This window comes from Neisseriaceae bacterium CLB008, assembly GCA_041228285.1.
Classification (GTDB): domain Bacteria; phylum Pseudomonadota; class Gammaproteobacteria; order Burkholderiales; family Neisseriaceae; genus JAGNPU01.
The window spans coordinates 3,225,506-3,251,860 of the sequence record CP166133.1 but is presented as its reverse complement, the minus strand read 5'-3'; the positions used below and the strand labels follow the sequence as shown (position 1 = coordinate 3,251,860).

The 26,355-nt window shown below is 47.1% G+C and carries 19 protein-coding genes; 4 read left to right on the top strand and 15 right to left on the bottom strand.

What is annotated here, in order from left to right; translation table 11 throughout:
- Positions 1–136 precede the first annotated feature (136 nt).
- Both AB8Q18_15085 and AB8Q18_15080 read left to right on the top strand, forming a co-directional pair.
- Complete coding sequence (locus tag AB8Q18_15085) at positions 137–1,363, top strand: multidrug effflux MFS transporter (GenBank protein XDZ51467.1); 1,227 nt, start codon at positions 137–139, stop codon at positions 1,361–1,363.
- Positions 1,364–1,396: 33 nt separating this feature from the next.
- Positions 1,397–2,017, top strand: coding sequence for a TetR/AcrR family transcriptional regulator (locus tag AB8Q18_15080; protein ID XDZ51466.1), 621 nt, complete (start codon positions 1,397–1,399; stop codon positions 2,015–2,017).
- Here the strand turns inward: AB8Q18_15080 and AB8Q18_15075 are convergent.
- On the bottom strand, positions 1,982–2,806 hold the full coding sequence (locus tag AB8Q18_15075) for an aminoglycoside phosphotransferase family protein (GenBank protein XDZ51465.1): 825 nt from the start codon (positions 2,804–2,806) through the stop codon (positions 1,982–1,984). The genes AB8Q18_15080 and AB8Q18_15075 overlap by 36 nt on opposite strands.
- Positions 2,807–2,808: 2 nt before the next feature.
- Positions 2,809–3,147, bottom strand: a complete 339-nt coding sequence (locus AB8Q18_15070) for a tRNA-binding protein (protein XDZ51464.1) — start codon at positions 3,145–3,147, stop codon at positions 2,809–2,811.
- Positions 3,148–3,262: 115 nt separating this feature from the next.
- Here AB8Q18_15070 and AB8Q18_15065 point away from each other — a divergent pair, with 115 nt between their 5' ends.
- Complete coding sequence (locus AB8Q18_15065; GenBank protein XDZ51463.1) at positions 3,263–3,679, top strand: hypothetical protein; 417 nt, start codon at positions 3,263–3,265, stop codon at positions 3,677–3,679.
- A 270-nt stretch (positions 3,680–3,949) separates the two neighbouring features.
- Positions 3,950–6,496 carry an autotransporter outer membrane beta-barrel domain-containing protein gene (locus AB8Q18_15060; GenBank protein ID XDZ51462.1) on the top strand — a complete coding sequence of 849 codons (2,547 nt, stop codon included), beginning with the start codon at positions 3,950–3,952 and terminating at the stop codon, positions 6,494–6,496.
- A gap of 56 nt (positions 6,497–6,552) precedes the next feature.
- On the opposite strand, the gene AB8Q18_15055 is transcribed toward AB8Q18_15060, so the two are convergent.
- From AB8Q18_15055 to AB8Q18_14995, 13 genes are all read right to left on the bottom strand, one after another.
- Positions 6,553–6,918, bottom strand: a complete 366-nt coding sequence (locus AB8Q18_15055) for a DUF4440 domain-containing protein (GenBank protein XDZ51461.1) — start codon at positions 6,916–6,918, stop codon at positions 6,553–6,555.
- Positions 6,919–6,985: 67 nt separating this feature from the next.
- On the bottom strand, positions 6,986–8,482 hold the full coding sequence (locus AB8Q18_15050) for a DHA2 family efflux MFS transporter permease subunit (protein XDZ51460.1): 1,497 nt from the start codon (positions 8,480–8,482) through the stop codon (positions 6,986–6,988).
- Positions 8,483–8,798: 316 nt separating this feature from the next.
- Positions 8,799–9,638 (bottom strand): 3-deoxy-8-phosphooctulonate synthase, encoded by an 840-nt coding sequence (gene kdsA, locus AB8Q18_15045; protein XDZ51459.1) that lies wholly within the window; start codon positions 9,636–9,638, stop codon positions 8,799–8,801.
- A gap of 160 nt (positions 9,639–9,798) precedes the next feature.
- Positions 9,799–11,061, bottom strand: coding sequence for a capsule biosynthesis protein (locus AB8Q18_15040; protein ID XDZ51458.1), 1,263 nt, complete (start codon positions 11,059–11,061; stop codon positions 9,799–9,801).
- A gap of 121 nt (positions 11,062–11,182) precedes the next feature.
- The gene (locus AB8Q18_15035; GenBank protein ID XDZ51457.1) at positions 11,183–13,258 is read right to left on the bottom strand and encodes a capsular polysaccharide biosynthesis protein; all 2,076 of its coding nucleotides are present in this window, start codon (positions 13,256–13,258) and stop codon (positions 11,183–11,185) included.
- Positions 13,255–14,136, bottom strand: coding sequence for a glycosyltransferase (locus AB8Q18_15030; protein ID XDZ51456.1), 882 nt, complete (start codon positions 14,134–14,136; stop codon positions 13,255–13,257). Before AB8Q18_15030 ends, AB8Q18_15035 begins: the two co-directional genes overlap by 4 nt.
- A 297-nt stretch (positions 14,137–14,433) precedes the next feature.
- A complete protein-coding gene (locus tag AB8Q18_15025; GenBank protein XDZ51455.1) occupies positions 14,434–16,023 on the bottom strand; it encodes a heparinase II/III family protein in 1,590 nt (529 codons plus the stop codon).
- A 2-nt stretch (positions 16,024–16,025) separates the two neighbouring features.
- Positions 16,026–18,191, bottom strand: coding sequence for a hypothetical protein (locus tag AB8Q18_15020; protein XDZ51454.1), 2,166 nt, complete (start codon positions 18,189–18,191; stop codon positions 16,026–16,028).
- Entirely contained in the window at positions 18,191–20,164 is a 1,974-nt protein-coding gene (locus AB8Q18_15015; GenBank protein XDZ51453.1) for a glycosyltransferase, read from the bottom strand. Before AB8Q18_15015 ends, AB8Q18_15020 begins: the two co-directional genes overlap by 1 nt.
- Before the next feature lie 102 nt (positions 20,165–20,266).
- Positions 20,267–21,997 carry a hypothetical protein gene (locus AB8Q18_15010; protein XDZ51452.1) on the bottom strand — a complete coding sequence of 577 codons (1,731 nt, stop codon included), beginning with the start codon at positions 21,995–21,997 and terminating at the stop codon, positions 20,267–20,269.
- Between the two features lie 260 nt (positions 21,998–22,257).
- The gene (gene wecC / locus AB8Q18_15005) at positions 22,258–23,523 is read right to left on the bottom strand and encodes a UDP-N-acetyl-D-mannosamine dehydrogenase (GenBank protein XDZ51451.1); all 1,266 of its coding nucleotides are present in this window, start codon (positions 23,521–23,523) and stop codon (positions 22,258–22,260) included.
- Positions 23,513–24,655, bottom strand: coding sequence for a non-hydrolyzing UDP-N-acetylglucosamine 2-epimerase (gene wecB, locus AB8Q18_15000; protein ID XDZ51450.1), 1,143 nt, complete (start codon positions 24,653–24,655; stop codon positions 23,513–23,515). Before wecB ends, wecC begins: the two co-directional genes overlap by 11 nt.
- A gap of 15 nt (positions 24,656–24,670) precedes the next feature.
- Positions 24,671–26,353 carry a polysaccharide biosynthesis/export family protein gene (locus AB8Q18_14995; GenBank protein ID XDZ51449.1) on the bottom strand — a complete coding sequence of 561 codons (1,683 nt, stop codon included), beginning with the start codon at positions 26,351–26,353 and terminating at the stop codon, positions 24,671–24,673.
- Positions 26,354–26,355 lie beyond the last annotated feature (2 nt).

The following is a 26,355-nucleotide window of genomic DNA, read 5'->3' as shown; positions in this document are numbered from 1 at the left end:
TCCGCATGCCACCACATACAGTGTAGGGTGGGCCGTGGCCACGTAAGCTTATTCTAAAACCATTAGACTACCGATCGGTAGGTGTTTTAGAATGCGGCTTCTTATTTCAATGGGCTAAGCCCTTACACGCAAACACATGAACGCTTCTACTCAAAAAAACACCGCCGGCTTTAAGCTGGCCGCATCGCTCGCCCTCATCACCGTCCTTGGCCCCTCATCCATCGACATGTATTTGCCTTCCATGCCAGAGATGGGCGTGGCGCTTCGCACTTCTTACGCCAATATGCAGCTCACCCTCACCATCTTTTTATTGGCCATGGGCGCGGGGCAATTAATCTGTGGCCCCCTCATCGACGCCTTTGGCCGCCGCCGCCCCCTAATGGCCGCGATTATTTTATTTATTGTGTCTTCGTTCTGGGCCGCGACCGCCACCTCGATCGACACCTTACTGGTGGCGCGCTTTTTCCAAGGTCTGGCCTCATCGATGACGCTGGTCACCGCCATGAGTACGGTGCGTGACGTGGCCTCTGGCGTCGGCGCCACACGGCTATTTGCCCTATTGATGACGATTGAAGGCCTCACCCCCGTCATCGCCCCCGCTGTGGGCGGCTACATCGATACCTTTTGGGGCTGGCGCGCCGTCATGGTGACCTTAGGCAGCATGGGCTTACTGGCGCTATTAAACACTACCTTTAACCTGCCCGAAACCTTGTCCAAGGCCAAACGCCTGTCGCTACGCCCAGGTGAGATCGCCAAAACCTATGCCCGCATTGCCTGCGACGGCCAATTCTTATTGCCTGCTCTGGCGCTGTCGGCCGTGTTTTTCTTTTTGATGTCTTACATCAGCGGCGCAGCCTTTGTGTATCAAAATGAATACGGCCTGAGCCCCGACACCTTTGGCTTGGTATTTGGCTTAACCGGCATTGCCGTGCTGTGTGGCGCCTTAGGCACCAGCCGCTGGGTAGCCATTTACGGCGGCGCCAAGCTGTCCGTCGCAGGCGTGAGCTTTATTTTTGGCGGCGCTCTCATTGCCTGGGCCTCCGACTATATTGGCATCGGCCTACCTGGCGTGGTGGTGGGCATGTTCTTGGCCATGTTTGGCCTAGGCATCGCCGAAGCCACCCTAATGGCCATGGCCATGTCGTCCCAGGATACGGCGCTTGGTTTTACCGCGGCGCTATTGGGCGCGCTACAATTGGTCATCCCCGCGGCCGCTACGCCTTTAGCTGGCGCATTGGCCGAACACAGTGCTTTTGCCTGGTTAGGGTTTCAAGCCAGCTTTGGCATTGTGATATTATGTTTAACCATTGCCAGTACCCGTCGCTTACCCAAAACAGCCGCAACACACACACTCAACCACTAAGCCCATTGCCGCTTCGGGCGGATAGGAGCCATGATGCATTCCCAACTTTCGCCCGCGGCCATGCGGATCGCAACCGCCGCCACCAAGCATTTTGCCGAGTTTGGCTACCACGGCTCGTCACTGAACGAGATCGCCACCGCCGTGGGCATAAAAAAAGCCTCGCTATACGCCCACTTTAGCTCTAAAGATGAATTATTTATGTTGGTGTTTGAGGACGCTCTGGCCGATGAAATCAACTTTGTCACCAGTTGCTTTGAAGTAGACACCGAAGCCGGCGCCGAATACTATAATAAAATGAAGCCACGCTACACGGATTCCGTGTCACTGCGGTTTTTATTGCATAACGCCTATTTACCGCCGGCACATCTACGTCAGCGCGTCATCCGCGGCTATCAAGATTATCTGCACTGTTTACGCACCTTATACACAGCCAAATTACGCCAACAGCCAGGGCTGAAACACCTAACGGACAAAGAGCAAGCCCATTTTGCCCACGCTTATTTAGGCATCATCGACAGCCTCCACGTTGAGCTGGTTTACGCCAACGAACTGTCTTGTGATCAAAACGTCAGCTTCGACGATCGCCGTACTGCTTTGTGGTCGATGCTGCAGCAGTCTTTACACATAGCACAAAGCCAGGGCCATCAAGGCTAGCTGCTGCTCGCCTTGAGCCATCAGGCCATCGTCTAGAAACCACACCGCCGACAGAGCGGCCGCCGCAGCCGTCCACTGGGCTAGGCGCTGTGGGTCTAAATCCTGCTCCGTACACGCCAGCGCCAGCTGGCGTTCAAACCGCTGCGGCGCCAAAGCCAACGACCCAAGGTCGGGATTGGCCAAAATCGGCGCGTAGTCAAAGTAATGTTCGCCACACAGCCCTTTAGGGTCAATCACGCGCCAATCATCAGGCCCAAAACACAGTAAATTATCGTGATGACCATCGCCATGCAGGCTCACGCAGGATTGCGGCGTGGCCAATAAGGCCTCAGCCAAACGCTGCGCCGGCAAGAGCCGAGCTTCCAGCAGCGGTGTCGACAGCAGATCGGTAAACCACTGCGCCAGCGGCTGTAACTCGGTAAAATCACCCAGCGACACCTCATGTAGCTTAACCTGATTGGCGCCTAATAACCGCGTGGCTAAGTCGTCACCTACGCCACCAGAACGTGCCAAGGCTAAAGCAGAGCGAGACTCTGGCGCCCACGCCAATAAAAAGGCCTCGGGGCCATGTGCATAAACTGGCACCGCGCCCCCACTCTTTTGCCACCCCAACAGCTGTCGCCCACCGCGCTGCTCGGCAGCATCGGCAGTGACCTTCAACATCGCCGCGCGACCGTCGGCCAGCCGTACCGGCTGTAAGCAGCTAGACGCCGTCTTCCAACAAGGCCCGGTTGTGGTCAGCCCCCAGTGCTGGACGTAATGCGCCAATAAAACGCTTAGGTCGCTCACGCCTAAGCCAATCGACTGCCGTTCGGCACCGCACCATCTGGCACGGCCAACACCACGGCGCCGTCTTCCCTATGAAAGCCCGTCACCAAGCATTCCGACATTATCGGGCCAATTTGCTTGGCCGGGAAATTCACCACCGCCACCACTTGCTTACCCAGCAAGCTGTCTTTTGTATATAAATCAGTTATCTGCGCACTGGATTTTTTAATCCCGATGTCGCCACCAAAATCAACCTGAAGCTTATAGGCAGGCCTGCGCGCTTCGGGAAAGGCCTCTACCGCTACCACGGTGCCCACGCGTAGTTCCACTTTTTGAAAATCCTGCCAATCTATTTCTGCCATGTCTTTGTCCTTATTGCGTGTCTGTTTTACCTGAATTGACTCAATCATTTGCTTACTAATATGCTCAATGTGGTTATAATTAAAGCACAAATTAATCGTCACCAGAAGGGTCGTTATGGCAAAGCTCATCATCAAACGCAGCTGGCACTTTATTTCTCTTAAGCGTGCTTTTAAAGTATTCATCGACGGCGAGCGCGTGGCCAGCGTTAAAAATGCCGACACCATCGAACTAGCAGTCGACCCCGGTGAGCACGTTGTGCGTACCGGCATTAACGCCTTCGAAGGCCTTAGCCCCAAACGGACCATTCACCTAGAAGCGGGCCAAAGCCTCACCCTTGTCACCGCGCCGAATAACATCATGATTTTGAGCATTTTACTCTCTGTCATCGGTGGCATTCTCTTGGCCGCCGGCTTTACCGTGGCCACCGAGCTGTGGTTTTACGGCGTGGGCATCTTAGCCGTCGGCCTACTGCTGGCGATTAAGTTTGCGATCAAGCTCGATGTCGTGCCCGAGCACACAACCACCGACTAACGGCCCCCACCCCAGCATCAAACACCGCCCTAAAGGGCGGTTTTTTTATGTCTGTTCCTTTCGCTCGCCACCGCAGCAAAACCACCAAACAGCCTTAAAGCATGCCCACATTGAACTTATTAACAAAATAAAACCATTTCCAATCATTAATTTACACTTTGAAAACTTAAATTTACATACGCTAACTCACATTAACCTTCTGCGGCCGTACCATAAAAATAACAGGATAAATCAATGAATTAACCCTTTCAAATCACCAAGGAACCTGCTATGAATGCCCAGAAAAAAATCCTCACACTCGCCGTCACCGCGGCGCTCAGCCTACCCGCGTTTGCCTACGCCGCACCTTTCTGTAACGATGGGCAAAGCATTACTTGGGGCGGTGGCGCCACCCACGAAGGCACCTTAAGCGGCTCGGAGTGTCTGGAAATTGGCGCAGGCATGTTTGGTACGGATGAAGAATATGCCGGTAAAGGCATCAACATGACCCTAGAAGACGGCAGTAAGCTCAGCGTTTTAGGTTATCTCCAGGATTCAACCGCCCAGTCTGGTTCTGAAGTGTATATTTCCAAAGACCCACGCATCGCTTGGGATGATTACGACAGCCGCTTTCCGGCCACCGCCAGCAACCTCACCGTTGATCAAGGCGCGCTGATCCGCGTGTTCGACGGCGGCACCTTAAAAGACTCGGCCATTTCCGGCACCGTTTACGTGAGCGAAAACACCGACGGGCTAAACGACCCTGGCCAGGCGATTAACAACACCATCTATAGCGGCGGCAAACAATACGTTTACCTAAACGGCCAGTCTAGCGGCACCACCGTCAACCAAGGGGGTTCTGAACTGGTGCAGCAAGGCGGTAAAGCCAGCGGCACCACCATTAACCAAGGCGGCACCCAAAACGTCAACAACGACGGCACCGCAAACCAAACCGTGGTTCGTGATGGCGCTCGTCAGCTGGTACAAAACAATAGTCGCGCCAGCGGCACCCACGTCGAAGCCGGCGGCAGCCAGCTGGTTTACCATAATGCCCAGGTTACCGACAGCGTGGTGCATGGTGAACAGATTTTGTTTGAAAATACGGCCGGTAAAGGCCACGCCAGCGCCGACAACACTAAGCTCTACGGCAGCGGCACGCAGCGCGTACAAAATGGTTCGACGGCCAGCAACACCCAGCTCTTTGATCAGTCTAGCCAATCCATTTTTAACGGCTCCAGCACCCATCAAACCACGCTTAACGATCAGGCCAAGACTTGGCTAGCCGCCGGCGCCAAGGCCACTGGCCTAACCCAGGTGAACCAGCAGGCCCAGCTACAGCTACAGGCAGGTGACGGCAACGGCGCCTTTGCCGAAAACGTGGTCCTCAACGGCCCAACGGCCGCCACCATCATCATTCCAGGCGCCAACGGCAGCGACGCTGCCCACATTGGCCAGCTCAGCGGCGATGGCCAAGTACGCTTCGTGATCACAGGCAACGAATTGGCCTTTACCAACCTCAACGTCGACAAGCTCGCCGGCAATATGCAGTTCTTTTTTGACACCGAAATCAACAGCCAGAAGGGCGACTATTTAACCCTGAAGCAAGCCAGCGGCCAACATAAAGTGACGGTTCAAGACTCTGGTGCTGAAATCACCCACCCAGGCGAAACCAACCTAGATTTAATCACTGACCAAAGCGCGGGTGCAGGCTTTGACTTGGCCGCACTGAACGGCGCCAATATTAAAGCCGTCGACGGCGGATCCTACCTCTACTATTTGCACTCACGCGAAGAAAACGGTGAGAAGGTGTGGTATCTGTCGGCTCATGAAGAAGAAACCGAAACGCCCGATCCCGGCCCAGGTCCTAACCCTGATCCTGGCCCAAATCCAGAGCCAAACCCCACGCCTAAGCCAGACTTAAAACCGTCTAACCACACCAAAGCCGTTTTGGCCCTGGCCGCGGCACCGCAGTTTATCTTTAATAATGAGCTCAACAATCTGCGCTTTCGCCATGGCGCCCTCAAAGAAAATGCAGGCCAAGGCGGCGTGTGGAGCCGTGCTTTAGGTGGCAAAACCAATGTAGATTCAGGAAATGCTCAGTTTAAACTAGAGCAAGCCGGCGTTGAAGTGGGTGCCGACACTGTTTTGGCCAGCAGCCGCGGCCAAACCTTAGTCGGGCTGTTTGGCAGCTGGGGTGATGCCGACGTCAAACATCATCTAGGCGGCACCAGTAAGATCAACAGCAGCAGCATCGGCGCCTACGCTACCTATTTTGATCAATCAGGCCTCTATGTGGATGGCGTGGTGAAATTTAACCACTTTAGAAATAAGCTACAGGCGAAGAGCCCAACCGGCGCCAACATTAATGGTGACTACAGCCAAAATGCCGTCGGTGGCGCGCTAGAGGTCGGCTTTAAACAAAAGCTTGCCCAACAGTATTTTGTCGAGCCTTATGGTCGCTTGTCTTACGTACAGGTGAACGGCGCCGACTTCACCACCGCCGGTAAAAACGGCATGAACGTGAAAGTAGACGATCAAAAATCCATGCAAACCGAAATTGGCCTGAGCGCAGGCAAGGACATTCAGCTCAGTAAAGCACTGGTGACTCCCTACGTCAAAGCCGCTTGGGCGCACGAGTTTAAAGACAATAACCGCGTGCACACCAACAAGGTACAAACTTGGGAGAATGATTTTTCAGGCAGCGTCGGCAAGTTTGGCGTCGGTTTAAACGCCAAAATTAGCGACACCACGGCCATCTTTACCGAGCTCAACTACACTAAGGGTAGCAAGGTAGAGGCCCCGATTCAGGCCAATATTGGCCTACGCCACAACTTTTAAAGGTTAACCCCTCACCGCCGCTCTCTCACAGAGCGGCTTTTTTACGTGTCTGCGCCTCAACGTGCCTGCGGCGTGCCCTGATGAAAGCGCAGCAGCCAGACGCCGTTGACGTTTTGCCACAGCGAAGTGCGCAAAGTGTGCTTGCCCCATACACCATCGCTCTGACGTTCGCGGCTACAATAAGACAATAAGGCCACATTTTCAGAAACGCAGCTCAGGCTAAACGCCTCCGACACCAGCTCTCGCGGCGCCTCTTGAGGTAAATGACGCAAGACCTCGGCCAGATCATAGCGTAGGCCCGATCGGCCCACCTCAGTAAACTCAGGGTGTAACAGCGCCGCCAGTGCGACGGCATCTTGCCGAATATTGGCCTGCTGCAACGCGCGCTCACGGCTAGATAATAACGCCAATAAAGCCGACATAAACCGCCCCTTCATCATCAAAGAGCTTAAGCATGCCACAGCAGCGGCCAAAGTAAAACTGCGCCGCCTATGAGGCCACCGACGGGGACTTCTTCACCCGACACAATAGCAGCATCACGAACAGACAGCTCACGCCGGCCGCACCCATGACCACGCTAAAGCCACTTTCCATACCGGCCAAATAAGCTTGGCGCACCAGCGCCAAAGGCTCGCCCACAAAGCGATGATAGCGAATGGCTTCTTCCACCACCCTCATCAAATCGGCCATGCCCACGGCCGCTAGCCGCTCTTGCATCACATAGCTGGCCTGAACACTCATCACGCTAGCCAATAAAGCAATGCCGATCGACATCCCGGTTTGGCGCAGCGCATTCATCGTGGCCGACGCCATGGCAAACTGCTGCGGCGCCACCGCACTCATCACCACCATCCCCGTTGCCGGTACCGCCAAACCCATGCCCACGCCCAAGAGCGCAAACAGGCCGCCAATAACCGCATACGGCGTGTCCACCGCAAAAGACGTCATCAGCACCATGGCCAAACCCACTAGGCCATAGCCCAGATTCATCAACACGCGCGTGCTGACATAGCGGTTCAAACGACCAAAGCTTAGCGACACCAGCCCCATCAAAATAAACTGCGGCATCATCTGCATGCCCGCCTGCTGCGGTGCCTGACCTTGAACCTGCTGTAAGAACACGGAAAAGAAAAACAGGCTGCTGTAGCCGGCAAAACCCATGATGAAGGACGCCAGATTAACCACGGAAAAAAATGGGTTCTTAAACAGGCTTAAATCCACCAAGGGCCGCGCCACGCGCAACTCAAACCACAAAAAGAGGCCAAACACCCCCACAAACGCCGCCAGCAACGCCAACGGCTGCATGGCCATGAAGCCCTGCTCACCCGCCTCGATCAGGCCAAAGCTCAATAGGCCCAAGCCTACAACGCTGAGCAGTTGCCCGGCAGGATCTAGCGCCGCTTCTTCGGGGTAGCGCCGCTCGGTCATGCTCCATAGGCCTAAGCCAAACGCCACCACGCCAATCGGCAGATTAATGCTGAAAATACCGTGCCACCCCGTATAGTGCACCAGGAAGCCGCCCAAAAATGGGCCTAAAATCAACGCCAGCGCGCTCAACGCCGACCAAATGCCGATGGCGCCCACCCGCTCTTTCGGTTCAGGATAGGCATAGGCAATCATCGACATGGCGCCAGGAATCAACACCGCCCCCGCGATGCCCTGCACCATGCGCCCGATCAGCAGCATCGGCATACTGCCGGCCACGGCGCATATAAACGAACCCAAGGTAAAAAACGCAATCCCCAAGAGCCATACTTTTTTATGGCCATAGCGATCGCTAAACGCACTCGCCGACAGCATAAAGGCCGACAGGCAAATCGCATAAGCATTCACAATCCATTGCAAACCCGCCAAATCACTGCCCAAGCTTTCTTGAATCGCCGGCAGCGCCACATTGACGATGCTGATGTCTAAAGAGGCCAAGAAGGTCCCCAAACACACCGCAATTAACAACCCTACTCTTTTGTGTTGAGGCATTGGTAACATAGTTTTCCCATTCTTGATAATGCGAATCATTATCATACTCTGATCAAAAAAAGGCGTCAATCCATGCCCGCCGTTGCTTATCAGCACAGCAAGCTGCCGTACCATAGGCTATTGCCCGCGGCCGTTGGCGCTTAAAAGCCAATTCAAACTGCCTTATGACGCTAGACAGTTTCTTTATTATACTACTGACTGACCGTCAGTCAATTAATATCTGCGCGTGACCATCGGTTTAGGCCCTTATGCCATGACCCAGAAAACAAACGAAGCTTTTGAACATTAAAAAAGGCCCCGAAGGGCCTTTTTGATCCATAGCAGATCAGCTGATGATCAGCTCAGGAAATGACTTCACCAAATCATCAACGGCCTTAACCCGCGTCAAGAATGGCTCTAACAAAGCCAAAGGCAAGGCGCTAGGGCCATCACATTTAGCTTCATCAGGGTTCGGATGAGCTTCTAAAAATAAGCCTGCCAGCTTGGTCGACATCCCCGCCAAAGCCAAATCCAATACCTGTTCGCGACGACCGCCAGAAGCCTTATCGAGGGCGTCTCGTTGCTGTAGCGAATGGGTGACGTCAAAAATAACCGGCGCTTTGGCGCAGGTTTTCTTCATCACCCCAAAGCCGAGCATGTCCACCACCAGGTTATCGTAGCCAAATGACGTACCACGATCGCACAAAATCACCTGATCATTGCCTGCTTCTTTGAATTTTTCGACAATGTTCACCATTTGGTGGGGGCTTAAAAACTGCGGTTTTTTAACGTTCACCGGCTTACCCGTTTTCGCCATCGCGACGACTAAGTCTGTTTGGCGCGCCAAAAACGCCGGCAGCTGAATCACGTCCACCACCTCCGCTACGGGCGCTGCTTGGTAAGGCTCGTGCACGTCGGTGATGATGGGCACGCCAAATTCAGCTTTAATCTGGGCAAAAATCTCTAGGCCTGCGTCCATGCCCACACCACGGTAGGAATGGATCGATGAACGGTTGGCCTTATCAAAAGACGCCTTAAACACGAGAGGGATGCCCAGCTTTTGGGTGATGCGTACATATTCGGCACAGGCGCGTTGCGTGCTGGCCAAATCTTCCATCACGTTGATGCCGCCAAATAAAACAAAAGGCTGATCGTTCGCCACCGCTATGTTATTTACTTTAATCACTTAATACCCCTCTTATTTGATTGATCCACTGCTCGCCTGCCCCAGCCAACAAACACCAGCCCGGCACGAACACCCCTAATCATGCCACAAATAGCGGCAGCCAGCCCCATTTTCTGCGTAGGCAACACATCGTAAATGGCGCTTCTCACTCAGTCAAAGCCTATGCGTCGGACCGTGCGGCTTCGCCCACTTGTTTTGTAGATGGGGCGTAAGCAGGCCAAACCACCTTGCCGTAAAAATTCCCATTGATCTGGGTTTGATGAAGTTGATACAGCCGATAAGCGTTAAATAAGGTCGAGTTAGGGCGCTGTGGATCACGCCAAAAATCGGCCAGCGGCTGCTGATCGGTCAAGCCCGCGATATCATAATGCGCATGGCCCAATACCTTAACCGGCATGTGGTGAATCATCGCCGACAGGCCGCTGGTGCTGTTGAGTAACACCATGCCCGCACCTTTACGCATCAGCACCGGCAGCGGCACATCAAACACGTAAAACACCCGGTCGTGAAGATGATAGTGCTGAATAAATTTATTGATTAAGCGCCGATAGCTGACCGAACCGCGATCCATCGGGTGATGCTTGATCACCAGCTTGGCCCCAGCCGGGGCATGACGCGAAAAAGACAGCAGCACCGAGCGCAAAAATGACGCCACCGAACGATAGTCGCAGTGAATTTTGACCTGACTGTCGTTGTGTACCTGCAAGGGCACCACAAAAAACTGGCCTAGATCGCCTCGATTCACCTGCTTAATGAAGCGTTTTTCGGTTTGGGCACAGTACAGCTTTTTTAAACCCGAATACACCCAGGTCGCCGCATACACCCAAAAGCGGTGTTCACGATGATGGCCATAGTGTGGGTAATCACGGCGCCGACGATGCAGAGCGATATAATAGCGCGTCGCCATCATCGCCATCGGCTTAAAGCCGGTTGCTACGGTTTCTGGCGGCATCGGTACAGGGAGGTCGGCGTAAGCTTGTCGATAGGCTTCGGGCTGAGTGGGCAACAGCGAATGGGCGTTCACGCCCGAGCGTTCAAAGGTAATGTAGTCGGGCCGTAAATAGCCTTCTTCAAACACCCAAAAGCTGGGGCGTTTACCGTGTTCGGCGCAGACGGCCTTGGCCATGAGGTGTGGCGCACGATAGGCGCCAAAGCACACAACGGCATCAATGTCGTGGTCTTGAATAAACTGCGCTAAGAATGCCGGAAACTCAGATTCTGGCTGTTGATAGGCCAGCGCCGTTACCCCATCATTGGGGTAAAACAGCTCGTCACCGCCGTTAAAGTTTAACTTAAAGACCTGACAGCCATGCTGCGCCGTCAGCCACTCACCAAACTGCGCAAAAAAAGGCCCATGAGGGCCTTGCAGCAGTAAGACGCGTTTGGCAGTGGTCAAAAATTCATTCAGGTAACTGGGCAGCATAGGATATTTTAAAGCAAATATTAAAACTCATTCGGGGCAATATCATTCAATGATATATGAACCGTGCATGATACCATTCACGTCCATTAACCACCAGTAAGCGATGTTAAATAACCACAAGTTAACGGATGCGGCACAGAACCGACAACAAAGCACCCCATTGAGCGGCCTTCTTTGCCCACCAGCCATATTGAGTCCGACCGCGGCGGCCATTTTGTTTTTGCTCGGCAACCAAGGCCAGGGCCTGATCCGCATGCAGCAGTCGCCCCGTCTTGGGGTGAACGTAGCTCGGATAGCACAAGAGCGCCCCCGCCACCAACTCATCCAGCGCCAGCACTCGCGTGCGCCGCGGCAACGCCACATAATCTTCAGTGAGGCCCCAGCCCGCATAAAATGGCGCGCCATAGCAAGCTACTTTTTTACCCCGTAACAACGCCTCAAAACCGGTTAAGGACGTCATGGTGTGTACCGCATCAACACTGTGGATACAGGCCAATACGTCGGCATCGATCACCACCTGGTCGGCCACCCGCAAAGCCTCCGCCTCTGAAGGGCCGCCGACGCGATTGCCGCTGACCACATCTGGGTGGGGCTTAAATACAATATAGGCATCTGGATGACGCTGTCGAACCGCGTTTAATAAATCCAGGTTGCGCTTGAGCACCGGCGAGCCATAGGCAATCGACGCATCGTCTTCCACCTGGCCCGGCACCAAGATCACCTGTTCGGGCCGCGGTATGGGTAACGTTAGCCCACCAGCGCCCACATTGTATTTACCCACGTTTAAGCGCACCAACTCCGTGCGTAGGCGCGCGGCCTGGCTCAGCTGCAATGGGCTAAACTGCCCTTGCTGCAACAGCTGCTCTAAGCGTGAGGGGCCGGTGGCGTCAAAATAAATCCCTAAGTCGTCGATCACCAACGACAGCGGCGGCACCAGGTTTGAACCCAAACCGACCGATCGAATAAACCCATCTTCCATGCGCAATACCGGTAAGCCCTGAGCCTTGGCCCACGCCGTCACCGCCGCCTGTTTTTGCCCCCACACCAGCACCTTGGTATTCGGCACCAGGCTCTGGCGCTGACAGGCGGCTAAGGAACGTTTAAACAGCAGCCGCCCCTTAGGTACCGTCAAAAAAGGGCGCACGATGACGCGCTTCCACCACGACAGCCCCACGCACAGTACCGTACCGGCCAACAGCGTTTGGCGCTGCTTCATCTGCTGTAAATAATCGATCACGTCAAAAATCGTACCCGCCGCCCCAGTATAGGGATTAAGGTAGCGGCTGTAAGCTAAATACGCCGCCGCAAACAGCGACAACACCGATGCCTGAGTACGCCGCCCCGACTGCCTAAGCGCCGTAATGCCCATATGGCGATCATCACTCACGCCCCAGCCCGCATACCAAGGCAGGCCAAACGTGGTCACTGGCTTACCCAAGAGCAAGGCCTCAAAACCCATTTGCGAGGTGACCGTATACACCTCATCCATATGCTTTAACAAAAACATCGGGTTGATGTCGGCGCTGATCACCCGCACGCGCGGCTGCTGCAATAGCTGGGTTAAATAGCCCTGCTTCTTGCCGCTGAGCACGTCGGGATGGGTTTTGACCCACAGCGTAGCGCCTGGGTGTTCGGCCTGAGCCGCCGCAAACATGGCCTGAAACGTAGCCTCATCGGCACCGCCATACTGTAAGGCCATGTCGCCCACGGTTTGGTCAATGATCAACACATTATGTTCAGAAGCCTCGTAGGCCAGGCCTTGCGGCCAAGCATCGGGCGCGTGATTGTACTTAGACAGGCCGTAGGCCACGACTAAATCCCAGGCCGACTGCGCCTGAGCCAGCAGCGGCGCCAGGCGTTCTTGATCTTTAATCAACGCTTCTAGCTGCGAGGGCACGGTGGCGTCGTAATAAATACCGACTTCATCAACCACCAGCGCCAGAGGCGGATGGCCTTCCACCCCTAAGCCTACCGAGCGTAGAAAGCCATCTTCCATTAAACAAACCGTCGCGCTCGAACCCGCAGCAAGACGCCGAGCTCGTTCGCCACTGGGTTTTCGCCCCCAGCCAAGCCGTATTTGGCCCGCTCGAGGGCGCGCCCCAAAATCAACAACAATAGGCGCGTGTAAAAAAAGCCGTAGCGTTGATTGACGCCACAGCCCATAATCCCACCACGTTAGTCGATACGACTGATTCACAGGCCAATCACTTTCTGTATGTGTGCCAACCGATGTGCCCAAGTATGGTTTTCTGCCACATAACGTGCCCCCGCTTCGGCTCGATCCAAATCTTCTTGATTAGGCCCATATTTTAAGCGTTCGAATAAATCCAACATTTGAGCAGAGTCATGGACTACATGACAATAATCAGCAAAGTATCGATCAACCGATAGCGCTGGCGTCGTCACCGCTATCCCACCACAGGCTAATATTTCTACCAAGCGCCTAGAAAACATTGTCGGCGACTGATCCACCGTATTCACGTTTAAGGAAACCAGATAGTCTTTATAGATTTGTGCCGTATCAGGATAATCCACCGCCGGCATGATGCGGGTGTCGCCAAAATCAGGATAACGATAGTTAGCTGACTTACGGTCAGAATTGCGATCAAAAACGGTCAAGCCTAAGCCTGAATCTGCCGCGCTTTGAAACAAAGCATCCTGCCACAGCCGACGCTGCTCATGTACGTGTTGACTGTAGCTACCGACAAAATTAGCACGGTTATGCTTAAAATTAAACCCCGAAAAATGATGAAATTTAGGTTGTACCGCAAACATCATGGTGTGCACCGATGCATCCTCACCCATCACCGCCTTATATCGAGGAATACAGGTTTCGTCTACCGTAAACACATGATCGAATAGCTTAGCGCTGTCGATAAAACGATCAAAGTGCACTCCATCTTCTTTATTCCAAAAAACGGTGGGAATGCCTTTGTCTTTCGCGCGCTCAACCAGGCGCCGAAGCGCATGGTTGTTGCGCTTCGGCACGTCGGGATAAGAAGCGATTTTATACTTCCACGAGTTTTTATGGCCTTGCCAGGCAGATTCGACGAGAAGGAGATTCTTACACCGCATATTTAAACGATATAACCCAAATATACTAGAGTTAAGCAGCCTAATATTACAGTCGGCCTGTACAATAAGACTACCCTCCGTCAACAAATCCGAAATTAAGTAAAAAGTCATTTTGAATCTTTATCACTTGAGCTATTAAATAGGCTTTCTATAAACTATCCATTTTTATTATAGGATAACCTAAGGCTAGCCTATACTATATTGTTAATGTACTTATAATAAAAACCATTCTAGATTCAAATATTTTTTATTCTATCAAAACAGCCCAATGAGCCTAATGATTAGTATTTTATTGGATTAATCCAAAATGAGAATTTGTGTATCAAAGCAAAAATCCTTACTTTTCGCCCTAAATCCTATGGACCAGCGTGGGATAATTTGTTTTTCCTTATAACTCACCCAGCCCTGAATGAATGGTTTCACTTGCCCCTTCACAACGATAACTTCGACTTCATTTGGGACGTCCACCCTTATAGTTAAGCAGTGGGACTTAAATAATAGTTGTTTCGAATCATCAGAATCTAAATACTCAAAATCTTCTGTTAAATGAAACCATTGCTCATAAACATTTATCGATGTAGAGCTCAAGGTGTCAACTATTCGTAATGATTTACCACGTTCAATATGAAACATTCTCTTAAAGTTAACTCCAAGATCACTAAACTCTTTTTCTAGTTGCAACTGTGCTTCATATTGATTACCACAATATCGGCGAATAGCATCATGATAAAAATCTTTTTGTTTAAAATTTCCCCACCATGGGAAATTTTCACCATTTATAGCAATAGTATTGTGTGCTCTAGAACTACTAACAAATTTTCGGTATGGATTTTGGTAATCATAACTATACCTCCCAGAATCCTGAAAAATTACTTGGCCTTTTTCTGACCACTCAAACGAAAAATCATCTGAGTGCCTGTGAGCATTACTAGGAAACCCTGTACGTATTGCTAAATAAGAATTCCGTTGAGTATTATCAGTCCCAGCTAAAATTGCATAACCAGCCTCATTAAATATATGATCTCCAATTACTACCGCATGCTTCTCTTCAATATAATTAGAATCACCAAATAAAGTTCCGATTCCACTAGGATGAAAGAGAAATTTAGTATTTTCTTTAACCACCTCTAACTTTTTCTTATCAAAAACAAACCGTAGAGCCAAAAACTCTGGGCTTTCCAGTATAGCTTCGAACTCTTTAATAATATACTGGTGATAACCAGTACTATTCTCTAAATGTAAATTCTGCGAACCATATTGTTTCTCCCATAACCAGTTTAGCCTTCTTACAACATACTTCTTGCTTTCCTCCAAATCACCAATGTCTGGATGTACCGCCAGTAAACCCATCAATGCCCGCATTTGAAATATACCATGATTGTTACTTTTGAATTTTTTAGGATCTGATAGCTCGACATAATGCCTAACTAAAATATCTGTTGTAAGACTCTTCTCCTCCTCAGAGTAGCGTCCTGATTTTAAAATATATTCAGCAACAATAGATAACCGGAGGGTTCTAAATGAAACAGCATCGTCTTTCCATAAAAACTCGCCCTCTTGAGACCTGACAACATAAAAGTCTGCCCAATCAAAAAAATAGTTTACACATGTTTGTATTGCAACTTCGTCTTGACTTATCTTAAAATCTGCTAATAATTTATCCATCCATTGGAATGCATTTAATATCCATCTCCAGCTACGATGCTGAAAAGGATCATCTAACCAATTAATAGGAATATTCAACTGATAAGCAGGTTGATTTAAAATCACAACACTACCATTCTTCCAAACTTTAGAACCCGAGCCTAAAGTTAAATTACGCCCGAACCAAGTTAATGAAAAAAGGTTACTAATATTGGAATCGCCATAATATTCATAATTAGTCATATTTAAAGTTCTCTATTAAATAAATTTAAGATATCAGACGTAATAGTATGGAGATTAAATTTACTAGCTTCAAACTTGGGATTGATAAACATTTTTCCACTATAAATAACACTCGATGCTTCTTCTATTGAATTAACAATAAATTGATCTGGATAAATAGTTTCAGCACCTGGCCAATGTAATATTACTGGGCAAGACCCACTTGCCAAACCTTCTGCAACCGACAAATGAAAACTTTCTTGATCACTTACTGATAATATCCAACCTATTTTTTGTAGCCATTCTTCAATAGGGCCAAAGCCTTCAAAAAAGACATTGTTCTGCCATCCATTATTTTTGATTCTTTGATATTGCTTTTGATAATAAGACATTTCTGGTTCTTTAGATTTTGAATGCATCCATGTATAATCTTCAGGCCGCTTACCCTTAACAAATAGCTTATAGCTGTTATTTTTATTATATAATATCTCAAATATATCCAGTGCCTTATCAAGCCTTTTCGACTGAGGCACATCACCTATCATACCCAAATGAAATTCAGAACCTTTCAATTTAGGTTTATCTAACAAATCTAGGTCAACCATATTAAACATCATTTTGCATTTTTTTCTCGATAATGAAAACTCAGCGATCATCAACTCAAAATAGTAAGGGGATACAAAGATATAATTATCAATATTCTCATGCTTACACTTATCTAAATGCCTCGTTCTCAATTCTTGTGCGTGGATCCGGACTATAAGTTTTTGTCCCCTTTTTTTATGTTTAGAGTACCAAACTAAATTCCCTAAGCCCCATTCACAAAAAATTGTATCTGCTTGGGCTAGTAACGCTAAACTATTACTTTCATTATGTTTATCATGCCCTTGCCATTTATCCACTATCAGTTGGTATTTATCATTTTGATCAATTTGTTCCATAAGATATTTAGCGAACTTTAAATCATGGCCTGCTACTAAAATTACCTGTTTATCTTCCTTGAAAGAAAAAGCTTTTCTCGCTAGTTTTACAATATTTTTATATGAGTAGTACCCGTACTCTTGAAGATTAATTCTTAATTTTTGGTGTATAGCTGTATACATACCAGCAGCGATGCCCTCAATATCCCCTTCAAGACAAGACACTCCACCGAGTTTATCAAGCATATCCGGCACGCATCCTCTTGCCATTGAAACAGCTAAAATAGGCTTCTTTGCTCCCATATAATCGGCTAATTTCCCTGGGTAAAATGGTGTATTTAATAAGCCTTGATCACTAAAGTCAGCATCACGCAACAATAAACAGTCTGCTTCACTCATAACCTTAAGACTTTCTAAGTAACTAACTGAACCATTAAAACTAACAGTATCTTCCAAACCATATTCAATAGCTGATTGAATAAAGCGATCATTGGCCCCATAAAATTCGAGTTTAAATAAACCTCGAAGTTCTGGATGTTTTTTTAATAAGAGCTGGGCACCAAGCATAAATGGCTCGGAAGTTCGTTTATATTTATAAAGCATTCCAACATGTTTAAAACGGAAAATATTATCCTTATAAAGCCTTAACTGCTGTTGCGCCGAGGGATTAGGATACATTCGATCATCAAAACAATGGGGCAATATATAAAACTTCTCCTCATTAAGACTCTGCTTTTGCGTAGCAAGAACAAGTTCTTTTTGATAAATGTTTGTCACGACGACTCTATCAGACATACTTAGAACTGCAGCTTCAGTACAACTATCTTCCTGCAACATTGGAAATTTATAAGATTCATTAAACGGATTTGCAGCAATAGGATCACCAAATGAAGCAATCCATCTCAAACTGGGAGCCTTTTTCTTAATTTCCATAGCGGCCATGTGTGAAACGATTTCATGTGAGTGCGAAATCATAGCGCTGTAATGATTATCTTGCTTTAACACTTCATAAAACTGTAAAACAGTATCAATATAGCATTCTCTTGCCTCCGGATTACGAGCATTCTCAGACGGAACCTCTATTTCATAACGATTAAAACGACTTTCTGAGTATAGGAACATTTTTTCATTATCTGGTTTATCTGCTCTTTTAATTTGTAATACATCATACTCATAACCAGTGTCCTTTAAACGCTTAAAAAGATTAAAAGCTGAAGAGCTTTTATAAGGGGGAAAGTGCCATGATATTAATAATATTTTTGTTCTCATTATATTTTTCCCCAATACATAAAATCTTCCAAGGCCTCATTAGCTAGCTCGTCCTGTATGTTATGCTTTAAGACAAGTTCCGTTTTATAACAATCAAATTCTTTTTCGTAAAAATCACATCCCAATGTCATTAAAAATGTAATGTTATCATCACTTTGATTTAAATATTCATACGCTTTATCAAAATTATCTAATTCAATAATCAAGTGCTTATTTGATGCTGTTTGGCTATTAAATATTTCCTTTGCTTTTTCGACGTCCCTTACACTAGCAGCACGTAGCACCAAACTAACTCTTGGAATAAAGATATCTACATCAATTCCCAACCATTGGCATATGCTTTTCATTCGGTGACCATATGTATGTTTTCTCATCACCGCCCTAACTCCTCTACGTGCTAGCTCATAATAGCTCTCCGTAGACTCTTCTAAGAGGCGTAGCTTACTAGAAATACTAACTTCGCTATCGCCAACTATTACAATATCATCAAATAATTCTCTCATACCTACTGAATCATTACTAATCACAGGAGTTCCAGATGCAAGCGATTCATAAACACGTCGTGCAAACATTGTTGGTGAATCTTGAACGGTATTCATATTAATTTGATACTTATAACCCTGATGTGCCTTCCAAACTTCATTAGGTGCTAAGTTCCCTACAATATTTTTTTTGTATACTTCAGGAAATGAAAACTTCTCAATGTTTTTATTATAATTTCGATCATATATGTCATATTCAATACCAGATTTTCTAACTTGACTCATGATTTCATTAAAATCTAAACTCCGCTTAGGCTTATCACTATAGTAGGATCCAGCAAACACGGCTTTATCACTCCTAGGACTTCTAGCTTTAGGATTATGAATCCTTGGTTGAGCGGCAAACGATAGTGGATACACATCAACACCATAGTCCTCTTTATATCTCATCGTCATGTTGATATCTGTTGTAATAGCTAAATCAAAGAATTTCGCCATCGGCCCAAATTTATCGTAATGAGGCGGATCCTCTTTATTCCAGAAAACAGTAGGAATATTAGAATCTTTACAATATCTTAAAAGACCACTGAGTTTTTTCCCTCCCCCACTTCCTTTAGTCAGAGCTCCCCATTCCCCATCATTTCCTCGCCAACAACTCTCAACTAATAAAAAATCTGGTTTATATATTTCTAATTGATGACGCCACCCTTCAAGAGTAAGCTTAATAAGATTTACTTCATGAGTAAGGCATTCCGTCGTAAACTCATCCAAAATACTGGCAACAACAAGTTCCGAAGTATACCGCTTTACATATGGCGCCTGTATTATAGGATCGCTAATTCTGGCACCTACAGAAATAGCTGATTTAACACTAGCTAGATTCTTTCCATTATTAACACAGCTTTCAATCTGAATGCTTACAGACTCTTTCTGCCTCAGCCCCAAACACGCAATATAAATATCGATACTAGCGGTATTCTTAGGTAATTGTATTTCTAAAGTTTTTTGAATATGGTTATTAGACTCTTTGGAGCCTGTACTTAAGTAACGAAAATGTTGTTTAAAAACAGCAGAAACACCCACACCTTTCACTTCATCAATGCGAATGCCATTCATATCAAAACAATCAAATAAAATAACTACCTTATACTGTTCTGACATCGTTTTAGCTTTATAGGTTATATCCGCTTTAAGTTTAACTACAGCACCAACTGTATCTAAAGGCTTGCATATTAACTGAGCTATTAATTTTTTTTCTTTATTACTTAAAACAATATTTTTTATGCTATTTGCATCAGATTGCTCTTTGCTATTAATAACATCAGTCAGCGCTACCTCATTCTCAATACGCAGCTCGCACAACAAGATGTTATTTTTAAAAAGATGTTCTCCATATAGTGCCGCAGCTTTCTGGTAATAAAGCTTAGCCTGAAAAAACTCGCCTCTTTGAAAGTATTCAATGGCCTTTTTAACAAAATTTTCATTCTTCATAATAATATTACTTTAATCCGTATATTTTAATGTTATCTATATAAAATTTTACCTAAATCATCAATGTATTTATAGATTATTTCTATATAATATTAGTCAATTTTATTTTCTTTCCTTAAACAACTTAGCCTCTCTATATAGTATCCACGGCATTTGCACCCACCCCTTAATAGAATTACTATTTTCAATCATTTTAACACCCAGTCTGTATGACAAATGATTTTTAATTCTTTCAATATCCGATTTATCCGCATATTGGTCTAAGGAAGGAAGCTTAACTTTTTCTAAATTTAACAATCTTTCTTTTTCATACCGACTTTTCTCTATATGAAAAAGAAAAGGTATAACAAACCAGCTAGAAATACTTTTTGAACTCTCTATCATTCTGGCACCAAGTCTATATGCAAGCTCTTGCTTTACTCTATCTGCGGCACCATAGTAAATCTGATTTTGAGAAGTTGTATTTTTCAGTAGATCCATCTCTATAAAAATTTTCTCTAACTCTTCTTGAACAGTATGAAGTTGAGTCAGTAGAAGTTCATTTTCATTTTTTAATTTGAGTGAAACTGCTTTATCCCTAAGGGCCTCTACTAAATCAGTACTTACTATATTGAGTTGATCTTGAGTTTTATTTAACTCTTTCTTACTATTAGCTAAATCAAGAGTAATTCTTTTAATATTATTAACGTTTTCTTTAGCCTCATCGATTAACTTGGTATTTACTTTATATAACTGAGTTTGCTCTTTATCTTTATGATACAACTGCTCTAACTCTTCTTGGACTCTATGTAATTGATTAACTAATAAATCATTTTCCTGTACTTGTAATTTCTTCTCTAGAATCAATTTTTTATTTGACACCTGAAATTCATTAATTTCTCCTAGGGCCTTTTGATTTTTTATTTCTTGCTCCTTCACAGCAATATTCATTTGGCATATTTTATGATTTTTAGTGCCTAGCTCAAGCTGCTTCTCCTCTAGCTTCAATTCATATTTACTTAACTCTAACCACATCTTCTCATATAAAGGTTTACTACTATGTACATCAAGCCCACCAATTTTTTGCCGATGCTTTGGCTTATGGGCTAAAGTAGCTTCTTTCTGTAACTTTTCATAAACTTGACAAGCCTCTAAATCACTTTCAATCATTTTTTTTGCTAATAACCCTGATAGTTCTTCATTATTCTCATAATAGTTAACCTCATCCATGCCTTCAGCACACATCAACGATAAGAGAGACTCCTCAGGAGGTACCTGTAATGAATCGGTTATATGGTTCTTTAGTTTTTGCAAAGAACTATAAACTGAAGAATTCACTTGATTAGAATGTATCAATAAAGAACGGTCCCGATGTGATAAGTAAAAATCTAATAATACTGAATTATATGCTGTCCATACCTGAGTATTTAGCCTCAATCTGTCAGTAGTTAACAAACGTCGATCTTCTGTAGGAAGACGTGTATGAGCTGTTTCAGGATCATCATAGACCAATACAAAAGTAATACTTGGATCCTGTTGATACCAATATTCCAATAGATATATAGCTTCAGTATCAGACCAACCCCATAATTGTTGATCTATATTACTCAGCATCAAATCAAATGACATGTTTTGCCAAACAGGCATGACTTCAATTTGTTTTAACTCATCAGCTCTTTGTAATTTTGATATCTCCTCTACGCCATGCGCCTTCAAAAGTATCTGACTAATCTGAACAGGGGTTAAATTATCGCGTTTGGTTGGGAGTGCAGCCGACATCCCGCATTTACTTAATAACAACTCGACTTTCTTATAATTAGAATGAGGATGTCCAACAATAATAATTTTATTCACGATGACCTCTAATAAAATTTAGTATTAAATAATTTTTGATTTGATTAAATTCTTATTTCATAGAGAAATATAAAATAATCTTTTGACTGATTCTTATCAAAGAATAGCGCTATGACATTAAGCTATACGAGCTGATACGGACTAACAGGCTCTACAAACAATCCTTAAAAATTATTCATATGGCCTTACTTAAAATGGGCCACATGAATAACTTTAGTGAAATGTTATACTACAATATAATTGAAAATTACAAAATTCAACTACCACACACCTTTAGTATCAATCACTTCAGAACCATCTTTAAACTTAGGAAGCTCTTGTTTAAACTCGGCATGATCAACCAATAAAACTGCAACGTCAGCAGAATTCATACTTTCAATATACGTAATTAATTGAATGCCTTTATTCTTTACCTGTTGATCATCTAACGTCACATTAGGCTCAACTGCAACTACTTGATTTGGATAAGCCAAAGCCAAAGCTAATGTAATAGACAAAGCTGGGCTTTCACGTAAATCATCAATATTAGGCTTAAACGCTAGGCCATAACACACAATCTGTACTTCTGATTTAGGTTTACCCGTTTTAGCGGCATAAGCTTCAACCGCCTCGTTAACCTTATTGATCACCCATTGCGGTTTACCATCATTCACTTCACGGGCGGTTTTAACCATGCGGGCCAAATCTGGCGTTTTATTGACAATAAACCAAGGGTCAACGGCAATGCAATGTCCCCCTACGCCTGCACCTGGTTGTAGAATATTCACACGAGGATGGTGGTTGGCCAGATCAATCAACTCCCACACATTGATGTCTAAACGATCAGCAATCAGCGACAGTTCATTGGCAAACGCGATGTTGACGTCGCGATAGGCATTTTCAGTCAGCTTGCTCATTTCTGCGGTACGGGCATTTGTTTTGAGCAACTCGCCTTCTACAAAAATACGATACACATCAATGGCCTTATCTGAACAGACTTCAGTAATGCCACCAATGATACGGTCATTTTCTACCAACTCACGCACAACTTGGCCAGGTAAAACACGCTCTGGGCAATACGCTACGTACACATCTACATCGGTCGCGCCTTCAGTTGGGAACACCAAGTCTGGTCGAGCGGCGGCTAGCCAGCTCACCATGTCTTCAGTGGTGCCCACTGGCGAAGTTGATTCTAAAATAATGGTGTTGCCCTTAACCAATACAGGCGCAATTGCCTCGGCAACCGCCTTAATGTAGCTAACATCTGGCTCTTTATCGCCTTTAAACGGCGTCGGTACAGCGATCACAAAGGCATCGGCGGCTTCAGCTTGGGTGGTGGCGCGCAAATAGCCTTCGGCCACTGCTTTTTGCACAATCGCCTCTAGGCCAGGCTCAACAATGTGAATTTTACCTTGGTTAATCGTATCCACCGCGTGCTGGTTAACGTCCACCCCGATGACCTCCACTTGGCGTGAGGCAAACATCGCCGCCGCTGGCAACCCAATGTAACCCAAACCCACTACCGATATTTTTTGCTTACTTTGCATAATCAACTGATGCCTTATTCTTAATTAATAATTTTTTAACAATTCTACTTGAAGCCAACCCATCGCCATAAGGATTATGGGCATACGCCATGGCTTGATAAGCCTGTTCGTTATCCAATAATTCAGCGCAAGCCGCCACAATCGTCGTCGTTTCAGAACCCACTAATTTCACCGTACCGGCCTTAACCGCTTCAGGGCGCTCTGTCGTGTCACGCATCACCAAAACAGGCTTACCTAAAGCTGGAGCTTCTTCTTGAATGCCGCCAGAATCAGTCAAAATCAAGGTGGCCTTACTCATGAGGTAAACAAACGGTAGGTATTCTTGCGGCTCAATTAAATGCACATTTTTTTGAGTGCCCAGAATAGACTGCAATGGCCCACGCACGTTCGGATTTAAATGCATTGGCAGAACAAAGCGAATGTCTGGGTAGCGCTCGGCCAACTGTTGGATGGCTTGTCCAATTTGCACAATGCCGTCGCCATGGTTTTCACGACGATGCGCCGTAATCAATACCATTTTTCCATCACCTTGGGTAAATGGGAACTGGGCTTCCATAAACACTTTTAACGCTGGCGTCTTAAGCTTTTTCGTCACCGTTAACAGTGCGTCAATCACCGTGTTGCCCGTGACGCTGATCACGTCTTCAGCGATCTGCTCTTTGAGTAAATTCACCTTAGACTCTTCCGTGGGTGCAAAATGCAATTCACTCAATACTGAGGTCAGGCAGCGGTTTGCTTCTTCTGGCCAGGGCGAATACATATTGCCCGTGCGCAAGCCTGCTTCGACGTGCCCCACGGGAATTTTTTGGTAAAACGCCGCTAAGCCGGCAGCAAATGTCGTCGAAGTATCGCCATGCACCAATAAATAATCTGGTTGAAAATCGCGCAATACATCGGTCATCTTGGTTAAAATTTCAGTAGTAATGTCTTGTAGAGACTGGCCTTTTTTCATGATATCCAAATCATAATCTGGCGTAATCTCAAACAAGGACAATACTTGATCCAGCATTTCTCGATGCTGGGCCGTCACGCACACTCGAGCATCAATTTCTTCGTGCCGATTTAACTCATGCACCAATGGGGCCATTTTAATGGCCTCGGGACGAGTCCCGAATACAGTTAAAACTTTCATTTTGAATCCCCTTATTTATAAATCAAACACAACTTTTGCAGCCACCGCTAAGTGGTACAGAATCTGCGAAATGCCTCGCGTTACTTCTAGGCTCTTCGTTTTCACCTCTGGCAACACCATGATCTCATCGCCAGCGCCGATATTCGTGCCGCGACTGGCCAGCAACGATTCGCCATTTTGGCGGATCACCAATACCTTAGATTTACCCTTACTTTGGGCGTAGCCGCCTACTTTTTCGATGTAGTCGTTGACGCTTAAGCCTTTATCCCAACCCACGGCGTTGGGGAACATCACTTCGCCATGCACCATCACCAAAGAGCTTTGCTCTGGGATCATGATCACGTCGCCATCTTCCAACAGCGTACTGGCGAGGTTTTTCTGGCTTAACACCACCTGACCTTTGGGCTCGACCAGCTTGGCACGCTCAACAAAGCGGGCGATGAGCTGCGCCTCTTGCGCGCGTAAATTGGCCTCTTCCGAGGTAGCCGATGAAGACGTTAGGCTCGCCTGCTCTAGCTTTTGCAGGGCCACGTTGAGCATTTCTTTTTGGCGCACCGCCACCGATTTACGGTACAGCTGCAGCGCCTCCACGCGCGACATGCTGTTGAGGTTGATCTGGTCTAACACCTCTTGCATGGTCGAGCCATAGGGCAACACCAGCGCATGCTGGCCGGAGTGGGCACCCTCTACCCGCACCTGAATGGTGCCGGCGTAACGATCAGCCGTGACCACGATGCTGTCACCGTCTTGCAACATAACGTTGTAAGCTTCGTTGATCGGGTAGTATTCGCTGCGCTTTTCTGTGCCCTGACGGCGCACCACGCTCACGTGGGTAGCGCCAGGCTTAGGCCGCGCGATCTGCAAGGCTCGGGCCAAGGTTAGATTTGGCTGGTCGAACTCGAAGTCGTAGGTATTGTAAACGTCGCCGCTGACAAAAAAAGTATGCTTACGCGGCGTCACCATCACCACATCGCCATCTTGAATCTGTAACGGCGACAGCGTGCCGTTCAACAAGAAGTCATATAGGTTCACCCGCGCCTTCACCTGATTGCCGCGCTTCACCACGATGTCGACGTAGCTGCCTCGCTCTGGGTCTACCCCGCCGGCCTTATCTAAGTACGAGATCACCGAATCGGACGACACGCCGCCGTATAGGCCCGGCTGATTGACAAACCCAGTTACGTACACCTTCACGGGCTGGGCCGCACCTAAGGCGGCATACACTTCCACGTTGGCGCGATACACCCGGCTGATGGCCGATTTAATCATGCCGTTCAGCTGGCCATTTTTGACCCCAGCCACCTTAATCGGCCCCACGTTGGGGATGAAAATATTGCCCTGCGGGTCGACGACCAGCTGGCCGTCAAACATAAAGGCGCCCCACATGCGTAAGACGACTTGGTCGCCTTCGTTCACCACGTAGCTGCTGTTAAAGCTAGAGCCCACGGTGTTTCGGAACATGCCGCCAAACAGCTGGGCGCCAAACATGCGGCTAGGAACCACGGGCGTATTCGCCGCCATCGGCGTCATCGGTGCGCCGCTGCTGTCTTGCATTTGCTGCTGATTGGCCTGTTGGTTTTGGCTGCTTTGCTGATTAAAACCACTATTGGCATTACCAAACAGGCTAGTCGTATTGGTATTGGCGTTCGCCGCCAGCATCGGCAGGCACAGCGCAAGGGTGAGCATGAGTTTTTTCATAA

Bases quoted from the DNA above. Each gene is read 5' to 3' on its own strand.
- AB8Q18_15085 (XDZ51467.1), top strand. From the start codon at position 137: ATGAACGCTTCTACTCAAAAAAACACCGCCGGCTTTAAGCTGGCCGCA.
- AB8Q18_15080 (XDZ51466.1), top strand. From the start codon at position 1,397: ATGCATTCCCAACTTTCGCCCGCGGCCATGCGGATCGCAACCGCCGCC.
- AB8Q18_15070 (XDZ51464.1), bottom strand. From the start codon at position 3,147: ATGGCAGAAATAGATTGGCAGGATTTTCAAAAAGTGGAACTACGCGTG.
- AB8Q18_15065 (XDZ51463.1), top strand. From the start codon at position 3,263: ATGGCAAAGCTCATCATCAAACGCAGCTGGCACTTTATTTCTCTTAAG.
- AB8Q18_15060 (XDZ51462.1), top strand. From the start codon at position 3,950: ATGAATGCCCAGAAAAAAATCCTCACACTCGCCGTCACCGCGGCGCTC.
- AB8Q18_15055 (XDZ51461.1), bottom strand. From the start codon at position 6,918: ATGTCGGCTTTATTGGCGTTATTATCTAGCCGTGAGCGCGCGTTGCAG.
- AB8Q18_15050 (XDZ51460.1), bottom strand. From the start codon at position 8,482: ATGTTACCAATGCCTCAACACAAAAGAGTAGGGTTGTTAATTGCGGTG.
- AB8Q18_15040 (XDZ51458.1), bottom strand. From the start codon at position 11,061: ATGCTGCCCAGTTACCTGAATGAATTTTTGACCACTGCCAAACGCGTC.
- AB8Q18_15030 (XDZ51456.1), bottom strand. From the start codon at position 14,136: ATGCGGTGTAAGAATCTCCTTCTCGTCGAATCTGCCTGGCAAGGCCAT.
- AB8Q18_15025 (XDZ51455.1), bottom strand. From the start codon at position 16,023: ATGACTAATTATGAATATTATGGCGATTCCAATATTAGTAACCTTTTT.
- AB8Q18_15020 (XDZ51454.1), bottom strand. From the start codon at position 18,191: ATGAGAACAAAAATATTATTAATATCATGGCACTTTCCCCCTTATAAA.
- AB8Q18_15015 (XDZ51453.1), bottom strand. From the start codon at position 20,164: ATGAAGAATGAAAATTTTGTTAAAAAGGCCATTGAATACTTTCAAAGA.
- wecC (XDZ51451.1), bottom strand. From the start codon at position 23,523: ATGCAAAGTAAGCAAAAAATATCGGTAGTGGGTTTGGGTTACATTGGG.
- wecB (XDZ51450.1), bottom strand. From the start codon at position 24,655: ATGAAAGTTTTAACTGTATTCGGGACTCGTCCCGAGGCCATTAAAATG.
- AB8Q18_14995 (XDZ51449.1), bottom strand. From the start codon at position 26,353: ATGAAAAAACTCATGCTCACCCTTGCGCTGTGCCTGCCGATGCTGGCG.